21 protein-coding genes and 1 other annotated feature are annotated in these 22,358 nt (G+C 43.5%); of the genes, 12 read left to right on the top strand and 9 right to left on the bottom strand.

Translation table 11 applies throughout. From position 1 onward, the window contains the following. The 4 genes from M3204_RS03975 to M3204_RS03960 form a co-directional block, all read right to left on the bottom strand. Positions 1–1,125, bottom strand: a complete 1,125-nt coding sequence (locus M3204_RS03975; RefSeq protein WP_251478762.1) for a Ger(x)C family spore germination protein — start codon at positions 1,123–1,125, stop codon at positions 1–3. Continuing rightward, the gene (locus M3204_RS03970) at positions 1,106–2,233 is read right to left on the bottom strand and encodes a GerAB/ArcD/ProY family transporter (protein ID WP_251478760.1); all 1,128 of its coding nucleotides are present in this window, start codon (positions 2,231–2,233) and stop codon (positions 1,106–1,108) included. Before M3204_RS03970 ends, M3204_RS03975 begins: the two co-directional genes overlap by 20 nt. A gap of 16 nt (positions 2,234–2,249) precedes the next feature. Next, entirely contained in the window at positions 2,250–3,761 is a 1,512-nt protein-coding gene (locus M3204_RS03965) for a spore germination protein (RefSeq protein ID WP_251478757.1), read from the bottom strand. A 189-nt stretch (positions 3,762–3,950) separates the two neighbouring features. Then, positions 3,951–5,288, bottom strand: a complete 1,338-nt coding sequence (locus M3204_RS03960; RefSeq protein WP_251478755.1) for a sodium-dependent transporter — start codon at positions 5,286–5,288, stop codon at positions 3,951–3,953. Positions 5,289–5,373: 85 nt separating this feature from the next. Further along, positions 5,374–5,589: a binding site (T-box leader), on the bottom strand. A 126-nt stretch (positions 5,590–5,715) separates the two neighbouring features. Between M3204_RS03960 and M3204_RS03955 the strand changes: the two genes are divergently transcribed. Continuing rightward, positions 5,716–6,945, top strand: coding sequence for an MFS transporter (locus tag M3204_RS03955; protein ID WP_251478753.1), 1,230 nt, complete (start codon positions 5,716–5,718; stop codon positions 6,943–6,945). 218 nt (positions 6,946–7,163) lie between these two features. Here the strand turns inward: M3204_RS03955 and M3204_RS03950 are convergent, their stop codons facing one another. From M3204_RS03950 to M3204_RS03940, 3 genes are all read right to left on the bottom strand, one after another. Beyond that, the gene (locus tag M3204_RS03950; RefSeq protein WP_251478751.1) at positions 7,164–7,547 is read right to left on the bottom strand and encodes a hypothetical protein; all 384 of its coding nucleotides are present in this window, start codon (positions 7,545–7,547) and stop codon (positions 7,164–7,166) included. Positions 7,548–7,642: 95 nt separating this feature from the next. Then, on the bottom strand, positions 7,643–8,836 hold the full coding sequence (gene chrA, locus M3204_RS03945; RefSeq protein ID WP_251478748.1) for a chromate efflux transporter: 1,194 nt from the start codon (positions 8,834–8,836) through the stop codon (positions 7,643–7,645). Between the two features lie 108 nt (positions 8,837–8,944). Then, positions 8,945–9,253 carry a PadR family transcriptional regulator gene (locus M3204_RS03940; RefSeq protein ID WP_251478746.1) on the bottom strand — a complete coding sequence of 103 codons (309 nt, stop codon included), beginning with the start codon at positions 9,251–9,253 and terminating at the stop codon, positions 8,945–8,947. 388 nt (positions 9,254–9,641) lie between these two features. On the opposite strand from M3204_RS03940, the gene M3204_RS03935 reads away from it, so the two are divergent. From M3204_RS03935 to M3204_RS03925, 3 genes are read left to right on the top strand one after another with little or no spacing between them, the layout of a single operon-like run. After that, positions 9,642–10,268: a hypothetical protein gene (locus M3204_RS03935; RefSeq protein ID WP_251478744.1), complete on the top strand. Its 627-nt coding sequence runs from the start codon at positions 9,642–9,644 to the stop codon at positions 10,266–10,268. A gap of 1 nt (position 10,269) precedes the next feature. Then, positions 10,270–11,637 (top strand): 4Fe-4S binding protein, encoded by a 1,368-nt coding sequence (locus M3204_RS03930; protein ID WP_251478742.1) that lies wholly within the window; start codon positions 10,270–10,272, stop codon positions 11,635–11,637. Between the two features lie 18 nt (positions 11,638–11,655). After that, positions 11,656–12,594, top strand: coding sequence for a F510_1955 family glycosylhydrolase (locus M3204_RS03925; RefSeq protein WP_251478740.1), 939 nt, complete (start codon positions 11,656–11,658; stop codon positions 12,592–12,594). Between the two features lie 304 nt (positions 12,595–12,898). Here the strand turns inward: M3204_RS03925 and M3204_RS03920 are convergent, their stop codons facing one another. Continuing rightward, positions 12,899–13,159, bottom strand: a complete 261-nt coding sequence (locus M3204_RS03920) for a hypothetical protein (protein ID WP_251478737.1) — start codon at positions 13,157–13,159, stop codon at positions 12,899–12,901. 173 nt (positions 13,160–13,332) lie between these two features. On the opposite strand from M3204_RS03920, the gene M3204_RS03915 reads away from it, so the two are divergent. Together M3204_RS03915 and M3204_RS03910 are read left to right on the top strand one after the other, a co-directional pair. After that, positions 13,333–13,968, top strand: a complete 636-nt coding sequence (locus M3204_RS03915; RefSeq protein ID WP_251478735.1) for a nitrite reductase — start codon at positions 13,333–13,335, stop codon at positions 13,966–13,968. A 149-nt stretch (positions 13,969–14,117) separates the two neighbouring features. Next, entirely contained in the window at positions 14,118–14,639 is a 522-nt protein-coding gene (locus tag M3204_RS03910; RefSeq protein ID WP_251478734.1) for a hypothetical protein, read from the top strand. A 253-nt stretch (positions 14,640–14,892) separates the two neighbouring features. Here M3204_RS03910 and M3204_RS03905 read toward each other — a convergent pair whose 3' ends face one another. Continuing rightward, positions 14,893–16,383, bottom strand: a complete 1,491-nt coding sequence (locus M3204_RS03905) for a multicopper oxidase family protein (RefSeq protein ID WP_251478733.1) — start codon at positions 16,381–16,383, stop codon at positions 14,893–14,895. Positions 16,384–16,742: 359 nt separating this feature from the next. Here M3204_RS03905 and M3204_RS03900 point away from each other — a divergent pair, with 359 nt between their 5' ends. The 6 genes from M3204_RS03900 (at position 16,743) to M3204_RS03875 (ending at position 22,271) form a co-directional block, all read left to right on the top strand. Continuing rightward, positions 16,743–17,216 carry a hypothetical protein gene (locus tag M3204_RS03900; protein ID WP_251478732.1) on the top strand — a complete coding sequence of 158 codons (474 nt, stop codon included), beginning with the start codon at positions 16,743–16,745 and terminating at the stop codon, positions 17,214–17,216. Beyond that, positions 17,203–17,715, top strand: coding sequence for a hypothetical protein (locus M3204_RS03895; RefSeq protein ID WP_251478731.1), 513 nt, complete (start codon positions 17,203–17,205; stop codon positions 17,713–17,715). Before M3204_RS03900 ends, M3204_RS03895 begins: the two co-directional genes overlap by 14 nt. Before the next feature lie 51 nt (positions 17,716–17,766). Then, the gene (locus M3204_RS03890) at positions 17,767–18,612 is read left to right on the top strand and encodes an ABC transporter permease subunit (protein ID WP_251478729.1); all 846 of its coding nucleotides are present in this window, start codon (positions 17,767–17,769) and stop codon (positions 18,610–18,612) included. After that, positions 18,609–19,541 carry a peptide ABC transporter permease gene (locus M3204_RS03885; protein WP_251478728.1) on the top strand — a complete coding sequence of 311 codons (933 nt, stop codon included), beginning with the start codon at positions 18,609–18,611 and terminating at the stop codon, positions 19,539–19,541. Before M3204_RS03890 ends, M3204_RS03885 begins: the two co-directional genes overlap by 4 nt. Before the next feature lie 230 nt (positions 19,542–19,771). Further along, positions 19,772–21,631: a GAF domain-containing sensor histidine kinase gene (locus M3204_RS03880; protein WP_251478727.1), complete on the top strand. Its 1,860-nt coding sequence runs from the start codon at positions 19,772–19,774 to the stop codon at positions 21,629–21,631. Then, positions 21,606–22,271 carry a response regulator gene (locus tag M3204_RS03875; protein ID WP_251478726.1) on the top strand — a complete coding sequence of 222 codons (666 nt, stop codon included), beginning with the start codon at positions 21,606–21,608 and terminating at the stop codon, positions 22,269–22,271. Before M3204_RS03880 ends, M3204_RS03875 begins: the two co-directional genes overlap by 26 nt. The last annotated feature ends 87 nt before the right edge of the window (positions 22,272–22,358 follow it).

Below are 22,358 nucleotides of genomic sequence, written 5' to 3'. Positions count from 1 at the left end.
TTATTCCACAACCCCGGTCCTCAATATTTCAAAGTCAATATCAACGTTCACCTTGCTTTCCGGGTACATCTTATGCCATTTTTCTGTCGTCAGATTCGATTTTCGGACGCTTTTTCGGTAGACTTCCCCAAATCCGAATGGATCGGACCCGGCTTCCTGGGCTTTTGCTATTAATGCTTCAACGTCAGTTTTTATTTTTTCGGCAAGCTTCTCTTCAAGCAGCTTTAAGTTGTTGGGATTCTTGATATCCAGGGTTTGGTTGATTTCCAAAAGCCTGGTTTTCAGTTTTATTTTAAGTGTGAATTCTAAGTTTTCCTTACTCTTTAGCTTGATATCACTTTTGCTATTGATAGTATCGATCACTACTGCTAATTCTCTGGGTGATTGAGCCTGGTTTACAATAGTAAATCCATCTTTACTGATAATTAACTCCACGGATCCAGCCTCGTAGCGGTCATTGATTAATTTTAAAAAAAAGGCTTCTGTCGAGTTGATCTTGCCAACCATTCTATCGGTATTCATAAGGGCCATACCTGTGATTTTAATTTCGCCATTCCCACCCTTTATAGTAGGCAGGACGGGATCAATCCCATCTGCATAGTAATCGTGCATTGTTTCCTGCAAAGTAGAGGAAGGAATTGTTTCCCCCTTAATATTCTGATCCAGTTCCTTATAAATAAGCTGACTGATATCTGTGAAGTGAGTGTTTTTCTGATTAATCAAACTATTGGCGCTTCCTTCTACGACTGCAAGATAAGTAAGGTCGCTGATAGAAGGATCGCGAGCCAGGGTGTCCGCAAGGTTAATGAGGCCCAGTTTCACGACTTCTTCACTTAAAAGTGCTACCCGAAGCTGCCCTGACTGCAATTTTTTAGGGCTTTTTAAATCTGCCTTGATCCTGGCCCCTTTGCTGGTAGAGGCTTTTGCCGTCAGGATAGCAGAATTCTGTGGCGCTTCCGGGTCGATATGGAGCAGCACCATCGTTGCTAATACCTCCCCATCTTCTGTAACATCATAACCAACCGTCGTGACTAATCCCATCCGTTCAAGTGTTTTAGGATCAGCGCAGGCAGATAGCAGGACAACAAGTATGATAGCTATTAGCTTAATTACTATTTTCCACATTGGCCCCACCTTTTTTCCGGAAAAATTTCTTCTTGATCAACACAGCTGCAAAAAGGAGAAAAGGATAGCAAAATACAATATAAAAGGCTCCTTTGGCAAAATAGTCATTCATCATATTAATCTCCATCCGATTCAAAGGATAAAGGAGGCTTAGGTAAAGGAACGCCAATAAAAGCCAGTTGATCTTTTTCTCTTTTTTACCGACAATCCTTGCTATTCCACGGGAAGCCGACCAAAGGTAAAACATGAGATTTGGCAGGATTAACAGAACCCAGAAGGTAATGGCTACGTATTCAAACCTTTCGATGAAAGGAAAGCGGACGATCTTAAAGAGTGACAATGTACCCCAAATCGTTCTTTCCAGCTGGCCGCCGCTAAAATAAGCAAGAGACACCACCATCAGCCCAAGATATAGAATAGTCGTGAATAATAATCCATATTGCATATGCTTGTGAACCCTGTCCTTTTCCTTTAAAAAAGGATAAATGACAAAGATGATTTCAAAGCCGATAATCGTGAAGGTCATTTGTTTAGCCCCTTTTAAAATTTCCGTGACGCTCGATTCTAAAATGGGAAATAAATAATCCCAATTCGTGAATTGGAAGGGGTAAGCAAGCAGGAGGATCAGCCATAATGACAAGATCACACTAAAGAAGCTGACACCGACAATTGTCCGCAGCCCTCCATTCAAGCCATAAAACACAAGAAAAACTAACGTAAAAGACAGCAGCCAGTTAGGGAGTTCAGGAAACACCCATGCCTGGATGACTTCGATATAATTGCGGACGATGACATGGAAGCCGCCAAGACTGTAGAGGACATATAATATATTCATTAAGTTGCCGAGCCATTTCCCGAATACATCATACTGAATGCCATAAAGGTCAGAGCATGCGTAGGCGGCCAATGTTTTAACCATGACAAAGCCAACGATGGCAGAAGCCACTCCGCTAAGGATGACTGAGATCCAGGCATCATGCTTGGCTTCAAGGTAAATAATTCTTTGGAAACCTTGAATCCCAACTCCCAGCTGCATAGAGTGCACAACGAAGATGAGCAGGAAAGTATTGACCATATTTTGAGGTTTTGGCTCGATAAGCACCTTCATTTAGAACACCACAACTTTATTCTTTCTTGTTGGATTTGCGAATTCGGTATTTGAACCGATCCTTTGGCCTCGCCTGAAGAGGTCTGAGATTTGTGAAGCCGATGGGCAGGCGAATGATACTATCCCGCCAGTCTGCAAAGCGCGGCGGATAAAATGGAGCCAGAAAAGGCGTTCCCAGGCTTGTCTGCCTGATTAGATGAATCAGCAGGAAGCAAAACCCAATCATCAGACCATAAAATCCCCACAAGCCGGCTAGTATGATCAATGGGAAGCGCAGTACTCTGATGACATTCCCCATCATATAGTTAGGTGTTGTAAATGAGGCCAGGGCGCTGACAGCAATGATGATAATCAGGATATTGCTCGTAAATCCGGCCTCAACAGCAGCAGTCCCGACAACAATACCGCCAACGATACCCATCGTCTGGCCAACCTTTGTCGGCAGCCGTGCTCCAGCCTCCCGCAGGAGTTCAATCATCGCCTCGAGAAGCAAAGCCTCGATAATGGGAGGAAACGGTACCCTCGATCTGGATTCTCCCAAAGGGACGAGCAGTGTCTGCGGGATGATTTCATAATGGAAGGTGAGGGCAGCTACATATATCGCCGTAAAAAAGATCGAAACAATCATGGAAAAAATGCGCATCAGCCTTAGGAAGGTAGCGATTTGCCACCTTACACTCTCATCCTCCATGCTTTGGAAAAATTCGATAAATGTCTGTGGACAGCCTATCACCTGCACACTGCCATCCACGAGGACAATCATCTTGCCATTGAGAAGCCACGAACAGGCTCGGTCAGGGCGCTCTGTCATCAGCATCTGTGGAAAAATTGCATATGAATTGTCTTCAATTAGTTGTACAAGGGTAGAGCTGTCAAGGACACTGTCGACTTTGATATTTTTAATCCTTTCCCGAAGTCTGTCTACCATCTCTTCATCCGCAATCCCTTTCATATAAAGGATTGAGACACCCGAATTCGTTTGTTTTCCCAGCGAAAAGCTTTCATTGCATACGTTTGGATTGGTGAGATACCTTCTTATCAGGGAGATATTTGTAGCCAGGCTTTCATTAAAGGCGATTTGCGGACCCAAAACCTGTGACTCATTTTCCGGGCGCGTTAATGAACGATGCTCCTGCGTCCCAATCGATGCCGATACGATGCAAGGATGACCGGATGTATGGATCAGCACAGCACCTTTCAGCATTGTATCGACCGCTTCTACAATGAATGGGTATTTAGCAACATTCGATACATTGATGTCTTTAAGAATTTGATCTGGTGATACCTTTCCATCATGAAGGCATGCCAGTATATCCCCATGCAGCATTTTATTATCAATTAAGGAATCTAAAAAAATAAGCGTAATCCCGTTCGGCCGGTCCTTGATATTTAAATCAGCACTATTATGGAGCCGCTTCTTCATCTCGTTAATAAAATCCTCTGTATCAGCAGGGATCATTTCACGCTCTTCGATATTTTCCTGATTCATGCTGTTAAGTGAGTCTGCTTTCTTTTTCTTGAAAAACATCCAATCCCCCCGATGCATTCATCTAATCAACAGGTTTTGCTTTAAAGGGTAAAATTATACTACTGCTAGTTTGTGTGAATGGATGAAAGAGAAGATAGCAGAACATTGAGTACAATTCATAAAAAAAGAAGCCGACGAGACGTCAGCTTCCTTCTTATTAGATGTTCTCTATAATTCGTTATGCCCTGCTTATAATATTCCCAATGAATCCAGGAAAACAACGACAATCACGATTGGCACGACAAAACGCATGACATTGTACCAAAGATTGAACAGCCAGCTTCCGCCTTTTGAATGCTGCAGAAGCTCCTGGCGCAAAACTTCTTTCTTGATTTTAAGCGGGACGAAGATTGAGATTAATAGCACGCCAAGCGGCATTAGTATATTGCTGACCAGAAAGTCTGCTGCATCAAAGATGCTTTTTCCAAACACTGTTACTTCAGCGATCGTACCGAACGAAAGGGCAGAAGGGATGCCTAACAGGAAAATAAGCCCGCCGGCAATCCAAGAAAAAGCAGCTCGTTTTTTCGGGTTGCCTTTAGCCAGAGTGGCAACGACAATCTCAAGCATCGAGAATGCTGAAGTCAAGGTCGCGAATAAGAACAAAGCAAGGAATAGCAGGAGGAACAATTCGCCAAAGACCAATTTTTCAAAAACAGCAGGGAGGACGATGAACAATAGTCCCGGTCCTTCAGCAGGTTCAAAGCCAAGCGAAAAGACGGCTGGGAATATTGCAAGCCCGGCTAGAAGCGCGATAAACAAGTTCATCCCTACTACCGAAAGGGCGGGCTGGACGATGCTCTCCTTTTTCGGCAGGTAGGAACTGTACGTCACCATCACTGAAACGCCGACACTTAATGAGAAAAAGGATTGTCCCATGGCAAACAGGACACTTTCTGAGGTGATGCTTGAGAAATCAGGCTCAAGGAAGAATTTTACCCCTTCCAGCGCATTTTCTAATGTTAATGAACGGACAATTAAAATAATGAATAAAACGAACAATGCCGGCATCAGGATTTTGCTCGCTTTTTCAATGCCCTGCTGGACACCTTTAGCCACAACTGCAATTGTAATTAGTAAGAATGCAGCCTGGGCAGCAAGCACGCTCCAGGAGCTGCTGATGGTCTGGCCAAATAGTTCGCCATAATTAGCACCATCCTCGATAATTCCTCCTGCCAGTCCCTTTACAAAGTAGAGGCTGATCCATCCTCCGACAACGCTGTAAAAGCTGAGCAAAACGAAGCAGGTGACCACACCAAGTATGCCTATCCAGTACCACTTGCTTTTTGGTGCAATCTCTAAATATGCCCGGATTGCTTCCTTGCCTGTACTGCGTCCGATAACGAACTCGGCCAGCAGCAAAGGCAGCCCAATGAAAAGCGAAAATAAGATAAACATCAGGAAAAATGCCCCGCCGCCGCTGACACCTGTCACATACGGCAGCTTCCAAATCGCCCCGATCCCGATTGCCGAACCGGCAGCTGCTAATACGAATCCAATCTTAGATGACCACTGTTCCTTTTCCATGTTAATCTCCCATTTCTCTCTATTTTTCAGCTGTAATGACTGATGTCAGGGCAAAATAAAAAACCACGCCGCTATCCATCATCTGGATAGGGACGTGGCTGAACACGCGGTACCACCCTATTTGGAAGCAAGCTGCTTCCCGCTCAAGTTTTAGATAACGGCCTAAACCGTTCCTTTTTGAAAATCCAAAAGGAAAAGCTCCAAGAACGAAATTCACCTAATCTTTGTATCAGTTTTCACCAACCACTGATTCTCTGCAAACAGGGAGACCGGCTTAATATACTCTCTTCAACGCTTCAACTTATTAAACTATTTTTCGAAATTATATTATGATAATGAGATTGTGTCAACCGCATGAGTAAAAGATATTCTTTTTTCGCAACTTGCTGATATACTTATAAGGGTATTGTTGAGCAGAGGTGATAAAATGAAAAATGTTAAATTCGGCATTAAAGAGAACATTCTGCAATTTATGTTATTAGTAGTAACGAATCTTTTTGTAGGTTCGATGGTGGGAATCGAGCGGACTGTTCTTCCTTTGCTCGGGGAGGAACAGTTTGGACTGGCGTCAGCCAGTGCAGCACTGTCCTTCATTATCAGTTTTGGTTTTTCAAAAGCGATTGTGAACTATTTTGCTGGACAGATTGCCGACAAGCTGGGCCGAAAGAAAGTTTTGTTGCTGGGCTGGTCTGTCGGTCTCTTAGTGCCAATTCTCATCATTTTTGCTCATGAGTGGTGGGTAATCATCGTGGCAAATATTTTACTTGGAATCAACCAAGGTTTGGCCTGGTCGATGACCGTCAACATGAAAATTGATCTATCGAAAGCGGGTCAGCGAGGTACAGCGGTTGGTCTGAATGAATTTGCCGGTTATTCTGGTGTCGCGCTCATGGCAGCTGTCTCCGGCTATATTGCCTCATCGTATTCGCTAAGGCCAGAGCCTTTTTATCTTGGAATCGGGATTGTCCTTATTGGGATTCTCTTATCCCTTATAGTTAAAGACACAGGGGAACACCTAAAGCTCCAGATAAAAAATACGGCAGTTTATAATAAAGGCAATCAGCGTTCCTCCAAGGAAGTTTTTGCGCTGACAACGTGGAAGGATAAAGACCTTTCCAGCATCAGCTTTGCAGGGCTGTCGACGAATTTGAAGGATGGGATGGCGTGGGGCCTTTTCCCAATATTTTTTACCGCGGCTGGGTTGAGTGTTGGGGAATTCGGTACGATCGTAGCAGTTTACCCTGCTGCCTGGGGATTCTTCCAGCTATTTACCGGGGTATTAAGTGATAAGGTGGGCAGAAAGCTGCTGATCACTTATGGGATGTGGCTACAGGCTGCTGCCTTGTGGTTCATTTTGTTCTCCAGCCAGTTTTGGTTATGGATTGTTGGCGCCATCCTTCTAGGCTTGGGGACTGCCATGGTTTACCCAACGCTTCAGGCGGCAATCAGCGATGTGGCTGCTCCGGAATGGCGGGCTTCCTCAATGGGTGTTTATCGGTTCTGGCGTGACAGCGGCTATGCCTTCGGCGCTTTGTTTGCAGGGATCATAGCGGACGTTCTTGGCGTGAATTGGGCTATAGGGCTTGTAGCATTTCTTCCTTTGCTTGCAGGTGTTAATACATTTTTTCGCCTGAAAGAAACCCTTGTGCAAAAATAAAAGCAAAACCTTGGCTTTTTACAGAGCCAAGGTTTTTTAGAAAGGTTCTTTTCGTAAACTTTTTTGCTTTCACAGACAGAAGTAAAAATCGGCAACTGGATTTTTACGATTTTTAATGCATTCCCTGTTTGGAAACCTCATGGAAAAGAGCTCGTCGTCAAGAGATATACGGGATAAGAACTTTGTTCGAAAAACAACAATCTGTGCGAAAACAGCCTTTAGAGAAAATAACCGATAAATGTCCCCGCCATCAAAATGAAAATTCCTGTAAAGCCCATGGTATACAACAACAGGTTTCTGCTGCCGTTCCTTTTGGCGAGCAAATATTGTTTGTAGGTTAATTTTCCATTAGAGAATTGGAGACCCAATTCGTTCGGCTCAATATGATATTGTTTACCATCTGCGTCTTCTAAAAGGACCTTTTTGATCAGTGGCAGATCGGATATGTGTTTTAGCTGAGAAGCTAGAGTGGTGTCCGAATCAACTTTAACACTTGTATCGCCTAAAAAATCAATCCGCACCAATTTATATCTAGAGCCCTTATTAATCTTTTCAGTGAAGCTATATGCCTGAAGTTCGAGTGCATTGCTTGAAAAACACATGTTTTTCACCTCTTTAAATATAAGTATGCAACGATTAATCCTTTTGCACAACATGAAAAAACCTTGGCTTCAGAAGCCAAGGTTTATAGGTAGTTCTAAAAAACAACCGATAACAGCAGTCCGCCGACAGCTCCGGTCACTACTACGATCCAAGGGGAAAGCTTCCAGTAAACGAGCATGCTGAACAAGACAGCAGCGAATACAAAATCAATCGGTGCCAAAATCGAGCTCGTCCAGATTGGGTGATAGAAAGCGGCGATCAGGATTCCGACTACAGCAGCGTTTACACCCATCAGAGCGCGGCTGATGTTGCTGTTGCGTCTTAAAGCATCCCAGAATGGCAGGGTACCGAGTATAAGCAGGAATGCCGGCAGGAATATAGCAACAGTAGCCAGCAATCCGCCTTGCCAACCGTTAATGATAGCTCCAATATAGGCAGCGAATGTGAACAATGGTCCCGGTACTGCCTGCGCAGCTCCGTATCCGGCCAGGAAGGCTTCTTCACTCAGCCAGCCTGTTGGCACGAATTCACGTTCAAGTAAAGGCAATACAACATGCCCGCCGCCAAAAACGAGTGATCCTGATCTGTAAAAGCTGTCGAACATCGCAATCCAGTTCAAAGCAGTGGCTTCACGTAAAATAGGGAGGAGAATAAGCAATCCAAAAAATAGGCCCAATGAGACGTATCCAACACCTTTGGAGATCGGGAAATGCATTCTTGAATCATCCTCGGCATTATGAGATTTGAATAAAATATACCCCATAATCGCAGCGACGATTATGACGCCAACTTGAGTGAAAGCCGTTTGCCATAGCAAAGTGGCAGCGAGCGCAAACAGAGCGATCGATTTTCTCGGAAGGTCAGGAGTGAGTTTTTGCGCCATTCCCAATACAGCATGGGCGACAACAGCGACGGCGACAATTTTAAGGCCGTGAATCCAGCCTGCGTCTCCAACATCAAATCCCTGAAGAATCAGGGCGAAAATAATTAGCGCTAAAACCGAAGGAATAGTAAAGCCGAGAAAGGCGAATAGGCCGCCTAACAGGCCACCACGCATCAGCCCTACACCGATGCCGACCTGGCTGCTTGCCGGACCAGGGAGGAATTGGCATAATGCCACTAGATCTGCGTAGCTTTTTTCATCCATCCACTTTCTGCGGCGGACATATTCTTCATGGAAATATCCCAGGTGGGCAACCGGTCCTCCAAATGAAGTGAGACCCAGCCGGGTAGAAACCATCAGAATTTCCATGAGTGACTGAAATGTTACACTCTTTTTTTCTGTCATTTTCACTTCTCCTCCTTGACTATAATAACGGATTGAAATCTTCCGAAAGATTGGTAAGGTTGGTTGATGAAAAAAACATTCACTCTAACACAAACCTATGACCATCAATCAATCTTTGATCTCCTTGAATAATTCATAAGCTTTCTTTTGTGCTTCCTCCAGCACACTATTTCCCTTATCAGTAGTGCGATAGTATTTTCGTATTTTTCCATCCACGTTTTTTTCTTCTTTCAACAGAAGCCCATCAGATTCCATTGTGTGAAGAATCGGATACAGTGTACCGGCACTTAAGCTGTAGCCATGTTCCTTAAGCTCTTCCAGCATCCATAAGCCAAAAATCGGATGCTCTTTTGCATGGTGCAAAATGTGGATGTGGATGAATCCGAGAAAAAGCTTCCTTAGAACTTTATCCTCCATCTTAATCCTTCTTTCCTTGATATCGAAATTCAATAACGATTACCGATATCATTTTAGCAAAAGAACGGGATTATTCAACAGTTTTGAGAAAATAGATGACTAAAGGTGAAGTTAATACTTTTTCAGAGCCTATATAAATGGTGGGGTTTTATTTCAGGGGCAGATTTATAGTGGCATATAGATAATAGTCATTTCAACGGCTGGACACAGGCCGTTTTTTACTGTAAACACCGTCATAAATAGGCTTTTACAATCTGTTGAACAAAGAAGTCTTTTTGAGAAAGTGCATTATTTATCCATATAAAAAGCATAAAAACTGCACAGTTTCATTCTAAATTTAAGCTAAATCTAAGGATTCTATCCAAACGATAAACAGGAGGTGGCAGTGTTGAAGAAGAAATACATCCCTTTATTTATATTAAGTTTTCTTTTAACCTTTAACATCAGCGTATTGGCCGATGAAGGACATGATCATGAAGACAAAATTAAGAATGCTGCTGAGAATTTCAGGAATGGGAAAACAGAAAGCTCCACTCAGCATTCAGATGGTGCCCAGGCTGACAGCCACCATGAGGATGGAAACAGCCATGGTGGAGATGATCCTGATGGCGGAGAGGAAAGCAGTCATGGAGATGGCGGTAACCATCAAGATGGAGGTAGCGGCCATGATGATAGCGGCTCACATGAAGAAGATTCCGGTCATGATGACGGCGAGTCACATGATGGAGGAGTTACCGGCCATGATGACGGCAAGACACATGATGAAGGAGATTCCAGTCATGATGACGACGAATCACATGATGAAGGAGATACCGGCCATGATGATGGCGGCTCACATGAAGAAGGTTCCAGCCATAGTGATACGGGCGAGCACGGGGAATCAGGCGTCCACGATGAAGAGGCTATCGTTGAACCAGGTCCGGATTATAAGATTTTGGGTGCCTTCGGTACAGTAAATCTGGCTTTCCTCATAATTGGAATCAGGAACAAGTGGTTCAGAAGGAAGGGTGAATGACATGTCGATGCCTGAAAAACAGCATACTAAACAAAAAGAGCCATTCAATCTATTATCGATTCCGATTCTTAAAAAGTTCATCCAAAGTAAATGGTACCCAGGAATTTTTCAGTGGATGGTCATCTTCGTTTTCTCGATTATTGTCTTTGAATTGGTCGCTGGCACGATCAGTCCGCACCGGAATTTCGGGACGACGATGACATGGGTGCTCTGGTGGCCGTTAATTCCAGTCATGTTCATTGCTGCAGGGCGGTTCTGGTGTGCGATCTGTCCCTTTGGGAAACTTAGTGATATTGTCAGGAAGCTTGTCGGAGCTGAACGGCCGATGCCAAAGTTTCTCCGGAAATATGGCATTTGGCTGATCGATATATTCTTTATTGCGATTACCTATAGTGATCATGTTTGGGGAATCGTCGAATCGCCTCGGGGTTCTGGATACTTGCTGTTGCTTTTGGTGACAATGGTCGTGGTGACATCGGTTTTTTATGAAAGAAGGACCTTTTGTAAAACACTTTGCTTCCTCGGCGGCCTGGCAGGAAACTATTCCCGGTCAGGAGCGCTTGAACTGAGAGGGACTCCGGATATATGCAAAACATGTAAATCGCAGTCCTGCTTTAAGGGAAGCGAAAAAGCAGAAGGCTGTCCGATGTTCCAATATGTCAGGACTATGGATTCTAGCGCTGAATGCAATGTTTGCGGAAACTGTGTGAAAAATTGCCCTAATGACTCCATCAGGCTCTCTGTACGAGTACCAACAAAAGAGATATGGGGACTTAAGAATCCAAAGCTTGAACATGCTTCTTTGGCAGCCGTTATCATGGGTATCGTCTTCGTCCAGAATATTACAATGCTTGAAATCTGGCAGGATATCCTTTTGGCTATAGGGTCAGTAACAGGAACTGCAAACTATGTCGTCAACTTCACGGTTGCCTATATCATTTCAATGGCCTTGCCGATCCTGATGCTTATAGGTACTGCAAAAATTGCCTCGTTTATGGGAATGGACGGGTCGGTTAAAAAAATCTTCACCCGGTTTGGGTATGCGATCATTCCGCTTGATCTTGCCGGGCACCTTGGACATAACCTATTCCATATTATTACCGAAGGAAAAGCGGTTTGGTACAATTCAGCTGCCCTGGTTGGAATGAAAGTAAATTCTGGCGACCTTAGCCTGGCATCGACATCCACTGTCCAGATGCTGCAATATGCCATCATCGTGCTTGGATTCTTCGGATCTTCTTACACAGCTTATAAGCTTGGAAACAAAGCGAAATTCAAATCGATGCTCCCAATTTACTTATTTATGATTTTACTTGCATTGATCAATATTTACTTGTTCTCATTGCCTATGAACCATCGAGTCCATTAACAGAAAGAGGGGATTAGAATGAAAAAATACGGAGTTATAGCCGCACTAATCACGGCTGCGGTCATTATATCGGGATGCAGCTCATCCACGGAAGCAAGCAAGGAGGAAACAAAGATTGATAAAGGCTTTAAAGCCGAGCACTTACACGGTCTTGCCTATGGAGCTGACCAGAATATCTATGTTGCCACCCATGAAGGGATGCTGGCAACTGGGAGCGATGGCGGGAATTGGGTGCTGAAGGGAAACTATGATTTTGATTTTATGGGATTCAATGTCATGAGTGACGGGACGATGATCACGAGCGGCCATCCTGGTAAAACTTCTAATCTGCCAAATCCTTTAGGCGTTATGATCAGCGACAACAACGGCTCAAAATGGGATTCAAAATCGCTGCTCGGAAAAGTCGATTTTCATATTTTAGCTTCAAACTTCAGCAATCCAAAGGTCATTTACGGAGTCAATCAGATGGACAGCGGCAGCTATAAGGCAGGAATTTATAAGAGTACAGATAAAGGGGGGAACTGGGAAAGAATTGACTCAGTTGGTCTTCCTCAGGATTTGCATCAGATTTACTCCCTGATCTCGATGCCGGATGATGAAAATACTCTCCTGGCCGGCACAGAAATGGGTGTTCTTAAGTCCAGTGATGGAGGGGAGAATTGGGAGTCGCTCGACCAGAAAAGGTTAATTACTGCCATCAATGTTCTTCCAGATTCAAAGGATCTGATCAGCTATTCGATTACAAATGAAGCAGCAGGGATCATGGTCAGCAAGGATGGTGGCCAAACGTGGGAGAATAGAGGCTTAGACCTTGGCCAGGATGCTGTCGCCTACTTCGGAATCAATCCAAATGATGCGAACAAGATGGCCATTTCCACATTTGAAAACAGTGTGTTCACTTCCGATAATGGAGGGGAGAACTGGGTTGCGCTGATGGAAAAGGGAATTGTTAAATAGCGAAATATAATTTTAAAGGAGCCATCACAATTGATATGTGATGGCTTCTGCAAAAGAGGGGCGAATGCGAATGAATCAGCAGCAGGCTATGAGGTTTATCATCCGGAATAAGGAAAGGGAAGCGCAGGACAGGAAAGAAAAGAGATATAAGAACAGTTTTGATAGTGGTTTTTGGAAACCCATTAGAAAGCTCATTACCCTTTTAAAAGCTTAATATAAAAATGAGTAAAAGGTTGATGAAGGAAATCCTAATCATTGACGATGAAAAGCGAATTGCAGAATGAATGCCATTCTTCAAATCCCTCTATCCGATGATCACTACGAAAAAGACTCTAATCACTACGAAATTGCCGATGATCACTACGAAAAAGCCAATAATCATTACGAAATTGCCGATGATCACTACGAAAAAGACCCTAATCACTACGAAATTGCCGATGATCACTACGAAAAAGACCCTAATCACTACGAAAAAGACCCTAATCACTACGAAATTGCCGATGATCACTACGAAAAAGACCCTAATCACTACGAAATTGCCGGTAATCACTACGAAAAGAACCATAATCACTACTTTTTACAATTTTTGTAAAATAAAAAGAAAGGTATCACCATTAAATCGGAATACTAAACCAACAGTCAACAGCCTTAAAAAGTACAATCGCTATTTCAATCTATGATAAAATAAAATTGTTTTTCTATTCGAAAAAGTAAGATAGTTATAGGGAGGGAGTAACCATGTCTGCACCCGAAAAAATGATTAAGATTGCCGTGAACGGTGGGATAAACTTTGGTTCAAAGCTTTCTGCCAGGCAGCTGATCGTTTTAGCTAAGTATATGGATGACTGCCAGGAGCTGGAATTGACTACGTTTCAGCAGCTGTACATTGAAATACCGGAAGGCCGGAAAGACGAGGCTGTAGCAGAATTTGAACAAGCAGGACTCAGCTGTTATCCGGTTGGGAACTTTGTGAAAAGCCTAAGAACGTGTAATTTTTGCAAAGGGGCCGAAGAAGAAGGCATGCCCGTGGCCATCGAGCTTAATAAGCGAATTGCAGGCATACCTGTTCCGTTTACCTTAAAGCCTGCGTACACAGGCTGCCCTGTTGGATGTGGTGAACCGCTGATCAATGATATCGGCATCATGAAAATAAATGATGGCTATAACTTATATGCAGGCGGCAAGTCAAAAGGCCAGGACGCCGCACCAGGAACCTTGCTCTTCGAAAAGCTAACACCTGAAAAACTTTATCTTAAGGTAGAAAAGCTGCTCGAAATATACGGAGAACACGGAAAGAGACGGGAGCAAATGCATAAGTTCATCAACCGCTTTGGCAAAGAACAGCTTATGGAGCTTCTAAGTGTAAACGAATAATTCATCTTCATGCTTTATAGGCTGGAGTGAACCAACTGGAGAATAGCCAGCTGAAAACAAACATGTAAGCATGAGGACGATTGCAGGTCCTCATGCTTTTTTCGATTTGCGGGTATGATAGGTAAAGAATTGAAAGGCGGTGGAAAAAGATGTCCAGTGCTGCATTTACAAGGTTTGTTAAAGCCAGCGGATTATTACTTATTGCAATTTTTTCAGGTCTATTCATCCTTGGCTTCGTAATTGGAGAAACGGACTTGATGAGTGAACTCTTCGAAAAAATAGGAACAATCGCCGAAATAGGGGCAATTGCAGCTTTTTCCCTTTGGGTAATAAGGATTTTATTGATGCAGTTAAAGAAAAGGGAATTTACATATCTAAGATGGGTTCAGCTTGCGTTTAAATTCTTGAAAGAGCACCATATATTGATTGGCTGGGCAGCTTTTTCTGCAGCGTTTGCCCATGGTACATATTTTCTGCTGCAAACGTCAGAAGAAACGGAAAGTATTTATAGCGGGTTGGTCACTCTGATCGGGTTTACAGTCCTCGTAACATTTGGCCTGTTCCTCGACAATCGGGGGAAAGGGAGGAAGTATCTTAAATATAAGAAAATCCATCAGGGCATTTCAGTCCTCTTTGGGATTGCGCTGGTGGTTCATTTGCTGTTTGGTTAAGTCGTTTTTTAAAAAGGCTGTTATCGAATTGGTTGATGCTTTCGATTAGGCCATTCACCGGAGAAGAAGTGAAGAAAAAGAGACGAAATTAAGAGGGGAGAAGGTCTTTGAGGTCTGGCCAGTAGAATTAGTACAAATGTCGAACCCTTCAATAGGATAGGGTCAGTAACAAAGGATTTCAGCCGCAGAGAAAACCACCCGTTCTCTCACGGGTGGTTATTATTATTGGGTGTTTTCGTCGAAAAGAGCCTATTTATTGAACGTCAAACTGTCCCATCATCCCGGCATCCTCGTGCTCAAGGATATGGCAGTGGTACATGAAAATTCCTTTGTGATCGAATGTGGCAATCGCCCTGACCTTCTCGCCGGGATAGACGAGAATCGTATCCTTCCAGCCCGTTTCATTGGCTGGCGGCGGATTGCCGTCTCGGTCAAGAATCAGGAATTGGGTGCCGTGAGCGTGGAATGGATGCGCCATGCCGCCATTTCCGCCCATCATTCCAGTGCTTTCATTCGAAATCTCCCAAATTTCTGTATCATGAAGCTTAAGTTCCTCGTCCACTCTGTCCATGTCCATCTGCTTCCCGTTGATCGTGACATTCCGGCCCATTCCGGCCATGACGAATTCCCTTGTTCTAGTGGCAGTCGACGGATCGACATCCGGAATATCCGCTAATTGTGCAGGGATTTCAGAAGGACCTGTTTGTTCACCAGTCACAACGAACTTCATGAATGATGTTCCCTGATCGGTCAGTTCGACAGTTTCTCCTTCTTTGAAAGTCGAGAAATCGACGATCAGTTCAGCCCTTTCCGCAGAACTAAGCACAAGATTATTCATTTTCACAGGCTGTTCTAACAGGCCGCCATCACTTCCAATTTGGTAAAATTCCTGCCCATTGCTCAGGCTGAAATTATAAATCCTAGCATTCGATCCATTCAGCAGGCGGAATCTCACCTTGCCTTTCGGTACTTCAACATAAGGATTAACGGCTCCGTTGACCATGATTGTGTCACCTTGAAGACCCATCATCACATCATGCATACTTAAATCGTAATCAAAGCTGCCATCGGAATCCAGCTGCTTGTCCTGGACAATCAACGGGATATCATTTACACCATAATCTTTGGGAATATCGAGTCTTTCAGATACCTCATCATCGATTAAAAATAATCCAGCCAGCCCTTTGTATACATGCTCTCCTGTTTTATCGAGTAGGTGAGGGTGATACCATAAAGTCGCTGCTGGCTGTTCGATTTTGAACTGGGGATTCCAGGTTGTGTCTGGCTGGATTCCAGTATGCGGGCCGCCGTCCTGCTCTCCATCCACTTCAAGTCCGTGCCAATGGATTGTAGTAGCTTCACCAAGCTCATTTTTTACCTTTATCGATACTTCTTCTCCTTTTTTAACCCGGATAACCGGTCCGAGATAATCTCCGTTGTATCCAAATGTGTCCGTTTCTTTTCCTTTTAGGAATTCCATTGATCCCTTTTGTGCGACAAGGCTGAACTCGGCTTTACCCGGTTCCGGATTCTTGTCTTCCAGGATCGGCGGGATTGGCAAAGGTTTTTCTCCGTCGGAAAAGGAATCATTATTTACATTGTTATTGGAACCACCCATCATGCCTTGTCCCATTCCGCCTTGCTCAGGCACATTGCCTCCCATGCCCATATTTCTCATGAAAAGCCAGCCGCCCGCCACGACTAATAAGATGATTATGATTGCAGCCAAACCAGCTTTTTTCATTCCCAAGGACCTCCTCATGAAGTTTTTTTAGTTTTTCCAAGCTATCAAACTTAAATACGTTATACCTCGTACTGTATTTTAAAAGCCTGTTTTTTCAAAAGCAACTAAAAGACCGCAAATCCGCTAAGTATGCATTTTCTGTGGAGTTTATTCAAAGATCAAATGGAGCAGGTATAAAAAAATATAAAGAGGATTGATCGATATGTTACCGCCAGGATTCGAAGGTAAACACATATATAGATGGCTCTTAAACAAGTGGGAATGAAATCATAGCTCTTTACGAAGAAAGGATAGTAAACGATAAATTTGGAAACATATATGAGGTAAGGCTGCTAAATTCATTTCAAAAGGATGTCATTATGGCACTTTCGATTTATTTGACAATCACGATCCTGCTGCTGCATTTTGCTTTTTATATAAAGAAGCCGTTAAACTTCCTGCAAAACTCGCTTGTTTTCATGGTGATTGCGATCATTACCCGTCAATGCTTGACTCTTTCAGCATTGGAATGGGGTTTATTTAAGATGACCGAGGATGATTGGCTATTCGTCTGTTTATTATTGTGCCGTGATCTGTTTACGCCGATGATTTCCGTCATTTTCGTGAATTTCTACGTGCGGGGAGAATATAAACTTGCTTCCTTCCTCATCTCGCTTGCTGTCCTTCTTGGTCTGCACGAACTTGCGGTCCAACTTGGAATCTTGACTTACATCCACTGGAACTTCTTTTACACGATTTTGTTGAACACAGGATTCCTGCTGGCTGCACTTGGCGTTTTAAAATTGATTTACTTCATAAAGATTCGGGAGAACCGCCAAAATGAAAACATATGATAATGCATTTAATGAAAATGAGTGGTTTGTGATTGTCAGCATCATTATTTTGAATCTGGCAATTTGGGTAGTTCCTAAAATCTTCACCAAACTCGAGGCAATAACTTATTATATTTTCGGCATTTACATAGGGTTATTTTATGATCATACGATCAGCATCAAGCCGTGGGACTTTTATGATGTAAATGATACATCTGCCTATCAGTTCATAGATTTCTTGAGCTATATCATGTATGGTCCGTACGGGTATTTTTTTCTTTATTTTTATGTAAAATGGAACATCAACGGATTCAAAATTATCTTTTATATCTTAGTGTGGTCTTCGTTTTCAATACTGATGGAATGGATCAGCTTGAAGGTTGGGCTATTCCACTTTGACAAGGGCTATAAAATGTACTGGTCGTTCCCGATTTATCTGCTGTCTCAAAGTATGATGATTATTTTCTATCACTTATGTGTTAGATCACATAAGTCTACACATGAAATAACTGGAAAATAAATGAAAAGTCAACTATAATTTAAGGACTTGAGCTGTATGAGAGGATTCATTATGGTAAAACATGGATTGCGTTTGGCACAGATCGTTTTGCAATACATAATTGGGGTTTTTATTTTTATATTAATCGGCAATTTGCCGATCCTTTTGCGGGATTTGACCCTTGATACAGAGAGTTATATTAATGGCGTCAAGGTTCTTATCGTGAAAATCTTTACCTTGAGCGATTTGACATATGATGGTGAGCATGAAATGCTGCCGGCTGTCATTGACCGGTATTTTTTATCGATGAAAACATTGAGCATTGCCTTCATCGCGGCACTCGGCATGGCATTCTTGCTTTCCTATTTGATTGTCCTTTTATTTGAGAAGAAGAAAGACCATATTTTAAGTTTTATAGAAATAATCAGGTCTGTTCCTGATGTTCTTTGGATGTTCCTGCTTCAAGTCTTCTTCATCTGGATTTTTAAGGCATATGGTGTTAAATTAGTCCAAACCGTTTCATTAGGCGCTGATAACCAGGCCGTGCTGCTTCCGCTCTTAAGTCTCAGCCTCCCGATTTTTCTATTTCTGACTCAGATTATCGTGCTGAAAATCTTTGAGGAATTGGATAAACAATACGTAACTTTTGCCAAAGCAAAGGGATTATCGTATCTGTATCTGCTGAATATCCATGTGATCCGCAACATAAGGCAGGATTTGCTTGGCCACTGTAAAACCATCATTTGGATGATGCTCTCCACCCTTGTAATGGTCGAGTATATTTTTAACATGGATGGATTGATGTTGTTCAATATCAAGCATATTTCCGTTGAGCTTTTCGTCTTGAGCTCCATTTTATTTTTCACGCCATTTTTTATTATTTATAGATTAATAGATTTAAGAAGGTTATCAATATGACAAAATTATTAAAGACGAAAAAATTCATATTCGGGGTGTCTTTCCTTATTTTGCTGATGACTGCAAGTATTATGAATACCGTTTTGAATGACGGGAAAATAAGGCAGGCACCGCTTTTTTACGATGAAAAAGGAAATATCGAGAAGGCTCCGCCATATCCGCCATTCGATGTCTATCTCTTCGGTTCGGATATGTATGGATATGACATGCTCCATACCGTTATAGAAGGAGCGAAGTACTCAATTGGAATTGTCCTGATCGTTGCTTTCTTCAGGATGCTGTTTTCCATCGGGTTCAGCTATATTCTTTTCCGTGTGCCAGAACGGATATTCAATGTGATTAAGGCGATATCAGAGCCGTTATCCTTTTTTCCGCAGACTCTTATTGCGTACTTCCTGTTGCGTACGGTTGTCATGTATACGATAGAGGGGTTCCATCACCCTTTTTGGGTGAGAGCGCTATATGAATTTATCATTTTAATCATGGTGGCACTGCCATCCTTGACGGTTCAGCTAATTGAACAAAAACGCCGTGTCTGGAATGAAGAATTTGTTGAGTCCGCTATTACCCTTGGCGGCAGCAAACGCCATATATATATTAAGCATATCCTTCCTCAACTTTATGAAGAGTGGATATTGATGTTCGGCCAGCAGTTTTTGCAAGTGCTGACATTGCTTGTCCATCTTGGGGTTATGTTCATTCTGTTTGGTGGGACTATTATCGGTGACGGTGATCCGCCTTCATCGGTGACTCACGAATGGGCCGGGTTGATTGGGCTTAATAAACGCTTCATGCTTGCACATGAATGGATTGTCTATGTTCCGATCCTGTTCTTCACACTGACCGCTTTGAGCGTGGCGATGATCAATAAAGCGTTGAGCGACTGGTTCAAGCATAAGGACATGGTTCGGAACAATAGGGGCATTTAAAGGAATAGGACTCTATAACACTTTCGTACTATAAAAATAACCCGTTTGATGAATAGTATTGATGATGGAATTTTGTCATAATAATTTTCAACAAAACTCTTTTGGAGTTTGGCCCATTCATTGGCTAGTGGCACCCCCATTCGGCCAGTGAGTGGGTTTTATTTGTGTTTTAGGGAAAGCCGCTGTAAAATTAATTGACTGAAAATTCTAAACTATAGGAGGTGCAAGGCTTGAACCAGGCACTTTCACAAAGAAGGGAAAAGTATTCAAAGCTGTTCATGAATTCGATTTCCCTGATTGGCTGGATTCTGATTCTTTTTTCTTTTGTAAAATTGGAGCACCCCGGCGAACCGATTGTTTTAGGTCTTTTATTTTTATTTCTGCTTATTAGCGAGTACTATCCAATGCCGGTTTGGAGAGGGCAGACCGCGATTACCTTCCCGGTTGTTTACGTGCTGTTTTTGCTCTATGGGTTCTCCTACACAGCGATTGCCTACGCGGGGGCGGTACTGATTGTGAACCTCATCCACCAGCGGCCGCTCAGGACGGTATTCTTCAACCCAGCACAGCTCGTGCTGAGTTTTTATGCCGCTGCCGTTACGCTGCCACTTATCCAGCCGCTGCTCGATAAGATGGCGCTCACACCGATCATTCAGGGAATCTTTGAATATATCATTCTTTTAGCAGTCTATGTTGTGATCAACAACTTGATTGTTGACCTTGTCCTTTTCATCAGGCCGCAGAATTATTCATTTAAAATGTGGAAGCACAAAACCATTACAGAGATGAACAGTGCGGCGATATCTTTGATTTATGGCATCACGCTTTATGTTGTTGGAAGCCAGAATCGCGGTGAAATCGATGTTTTTGCCTACTTTTTCTTTTTCTCACCGCTCGTCGGCATTTCGCTTTTGAGTGCGACGATTGCCCGGCTTAGAAGGGAAAAGAACCGTTTGAAGCTGCTTTTTTCTATTACGACCGAATTGAACCAGATGCTCCCATCCCAGGACTGGCTCTCGGCCCTGAGAGGCAGCTTTAACGAATTGATCGGCGCTGAGGCCAGCTTATTATGGATCAAAAGAGACGGTGAGTGGGAGCTGAGTTTTAAGGATGGAAGAGCACTTGGGGATTGTAAAATGCCGTCTGCCGCTTTTGATGAATTTAAGGAAATGAGACATCCGGTTATCTATAATGACCGCAAAAAAGCTGGCGGTGCCGCGGCAGATTGTTTTGACGACGACGTAAAAGCGTTCGTCTATTCACCGCTAGTGATCGAAAACGAAACGATCGGTATGTTCATCATCGCCAGGAGCCGGACGAAAAGCTTTCAGGACGATGATGTCCAGTCGATCGCGACGCTTGCCAACCAGCTGGCAGTCATCATCAAGACCCGCATGCTTTTTACCGAAAAAGAAAAGCGGATTGTGCTTGAGGAGCGAAACCGGATTGCCCGGGATATTCATGACGGTGTTGCCCAGACGCTTGCCGGGGCAGTGATGAAGCTGGAAACGGCGGGCAAGAAATTCAACAAAAATCCTGAGGAAACAAGGAAGCTTGTCGATGAAAGCGTCCTTGGTCTAAGAGAAAGTTTGAAAGAGGTACGCGAATCGATCTATGCGCTGCGACCTTACCCGACGGAAAGAGCTAAGCTGGCAGAAGCAATTTTACGAAAAATTGAAGCTGTCCAAAAGGAATATAAGCAGGAAATCGCGTTTGAAATCAGGGGGCAGGAGCAGGAACTCAGCCCAATGGTCGAAAAAGTCTTGTTTGATACATTCCAGGAAAGCCTGCAAAATGCGATCAAGCATTCACAGGCGGCCAAAATTGAGATTCTTCTAAGCTATCAATCTGAACATATCTTATTGAAAATCAAGGATGACGGCAGCGGGTTTTCACTGTTCCAGGCAATGCTTAAGGCCAGGAACCAGCCGCATTTTGGAATCCTGCAGATGAACGATGCAGCAGAAAAAATCAACGCATCGCTGCAAATCGACAGCAAGGAAGGCTCTGGGACAGAAGTAGTCATTACCGTTCCAAGAATGGGAATTGAGGGGGGAAGCATCAATGATCAGGCTCATGCTAGTGGATGATCACGCCGTACTAAGGGATGGATTGCGAAACATTATTTCTTTAGTTGATGATATTGAAGTTGTAGGCGAAGCGGTTTCCGGCGACGATGCACTTTTACAGGTGGAACAATGCAAGCCTGACATGATCTTGATGGACATCAACATGCCGATGAAAAACGGCGTTGAAGTGACTGGGATATTGAAAAAGAAATTCCCGCATATAAAAATCCTCGTGCTGACGATGCACAGCCATGAGGAATACTTCATGTCTGCCATTCGTGAGGGAGCGGACGGATATTTATTGAAGGACGCTCCATCCGACCAGGTCGTCGAAGCGATCCGCACTGTCGCCCGCGGCGAATCGGTCATCCACCCGTCGATGACGCGGAAGCTGCTCGCCTTCCACCAGCAAAAACAAACACAGCAGGAGGACACAACACTGACAGAGCGCGAGAAGGAAGTATTGCTCTGCCTGGTTGAAGGGCTCAGCAACAAGGAGACTGCCGACCGCCTCTTTATCAGCGACAAAACCGTCAAAATCCATGTGAGCAAAATATTCAAAAAGCTGAACGTCAAAAGCCGGTCACAGGTCGTCATCCACGCCGTCCAGCACCAGCTCGTCCCAATTCCGCCCGCTTCTAATGGGACCCAGGACCGATAACACCACTTTATATGGGGGAAGACCCCCAGAGATTAAGGAGTTCCATGAAGGAGCTCTTTTTTTGTTATGTAGGAAGTAAGAATTTTT

It is taken from the genome of Mesobacillus subterraneus, assembly GCF_023715485.1.
GTDB classification, from domain to species: domain Bacteria; phylum Bacillota; class Bacilli; order Bacillales; family Cytobacillaceae; genus Mesobacillus; species Mesobacillus subterraneus_B.
This window is presented reverse-complemented; position numbering and strand designations above follow the sequence as displayed.

Bases quoted from the DNA above. Each gene is read 5' to 3' on its own strand.
- M3204_RS03975 (WP_251478762.1), bottom strand. From the start codon at position 1,125: ATGTGGAAAATAGTAATTAAGCTAATAGCTATCATACTTGTTGTCCTG.
- M3204_RS03970 (WP_251478760.1), bottom strand. From the start codon at position 2,233: ATGAAGGTGCTTATCGAGCCAAAACCTCAAAATATGGTCAATACTTTC.
- M3204_RS03965 (WP_251478757.1), bottom strand. From the start codon at position 3,761: ATGTTTTTCAAGAAAAAGAAAGCAGACTCACTTAACAGCATGAATCAG.
- M3204_RS03960 (WP_251478755.1), bottom strand. From the start codon at position 5,288: ATGGAAAAGGAACAGTGGTCATCTAAGATTGGATTCGTATTAGCAGCT.
- M3204_RS03955 (WP_251478753.1), top strand. From the start codon at position 5,716: ATGAAAAATGTTAAATTCGGCATTAAAGAGAACATTCTGCAATTTATG.
- M3204_RS03950 (WP_251478751.1), bottom strand. From the start codon at position 7,547: ATGTGTTTTTCAAGCAATGCACTCGAACTTCAGGCATATAGCTTCACT.
- chrA (WP_251478748.1), bottom strand. From the start codon at position 8,836: ATGACAGAAAAAAAGAGTGTAACATTTCAGTCACTCATGGAAATTCTG.
- M3204_RS03940 (WP_251478746.1), bottom strand. From the start codon at position 9,253: ATGGAGGATAAAGTTCTAAGGAAGCTTTTTCTCGGATTCATCCACATC.
- M3204_RS03930 (WP_251478742.1), top strand. From the start codon at position 10,270: ATGTCGATGCCTGAAAAACAGCATACTAAACAAAAAGAGCCATTCAAT.
- M3204_RS03925 (WP_251478740.1), top strand. From the start codon at position 11,656: ATGAAAAAATACGGAGTTATAGCCGCACTAATCACGGCTGCGGTCATT.
- M3204_RS03920 (WP_251478737.1), bottom strand. From the start codon at position 13,159: ATGGTTCTTTTCGTAGTGATTACCGGCAATTTCGTAGTGATTAGGGTC.
- M3204_RS03915 (WP_251478735.1), top strand. From the start codon at position 13,333: ATGTCTGCACCCGAAAAAATGATTAAGATTGCCGTGAACGGTGGGATA.
- M3204_RS03910 (WP_251478734.1), top strand. From the start codon at position 14,118: ATGTCCAGTGCTGCATTTACAAGGTTTGTTAAAGCCAGCGGATTATTA.
- M3204_RS03905 (WP_251478733.1), bottom strand. From the start codon at position 16,383: ATGAAAAAAGCTGGTTTGGCTGCAATCATAATCATCTTATTAGTCGTG.
- M3204_RS03900 (WP_251478732.1), top strand. From the start codon at position 16,743: ATGGCACTTTCGATTTATTTGACAATCACGATCCTGCTGCTGCATTTT.
- M3204_RS03895 (WP_251478731.1), top strand. From the start codon at position 17,203: ATGAAAACATATGATAATGCATTTAATGAAAATGAGTGGTTTGTGATT.
- M3204_RS03890 (WP_251478729.1), top strand. From the start codon at position 17,767: ATGGTAAAACATGGATTGCGTTTGGCACAGATCGTTTTGCAATACATA.
- M3204_RS03885 (WP_251478728.1), top strand. From the start codon at position 18,609: ATGACAAAATTATTAAAGACGAAAAAATTCATATTCGGGGTGTCTTTC.
- M3204_RS03875 (WP_251478726.1), top strand. From the start codon at position 21,606: ATGATCAGGCTCATGCTAGTGGATGATCACGCCGTACTAAGGGATGGA.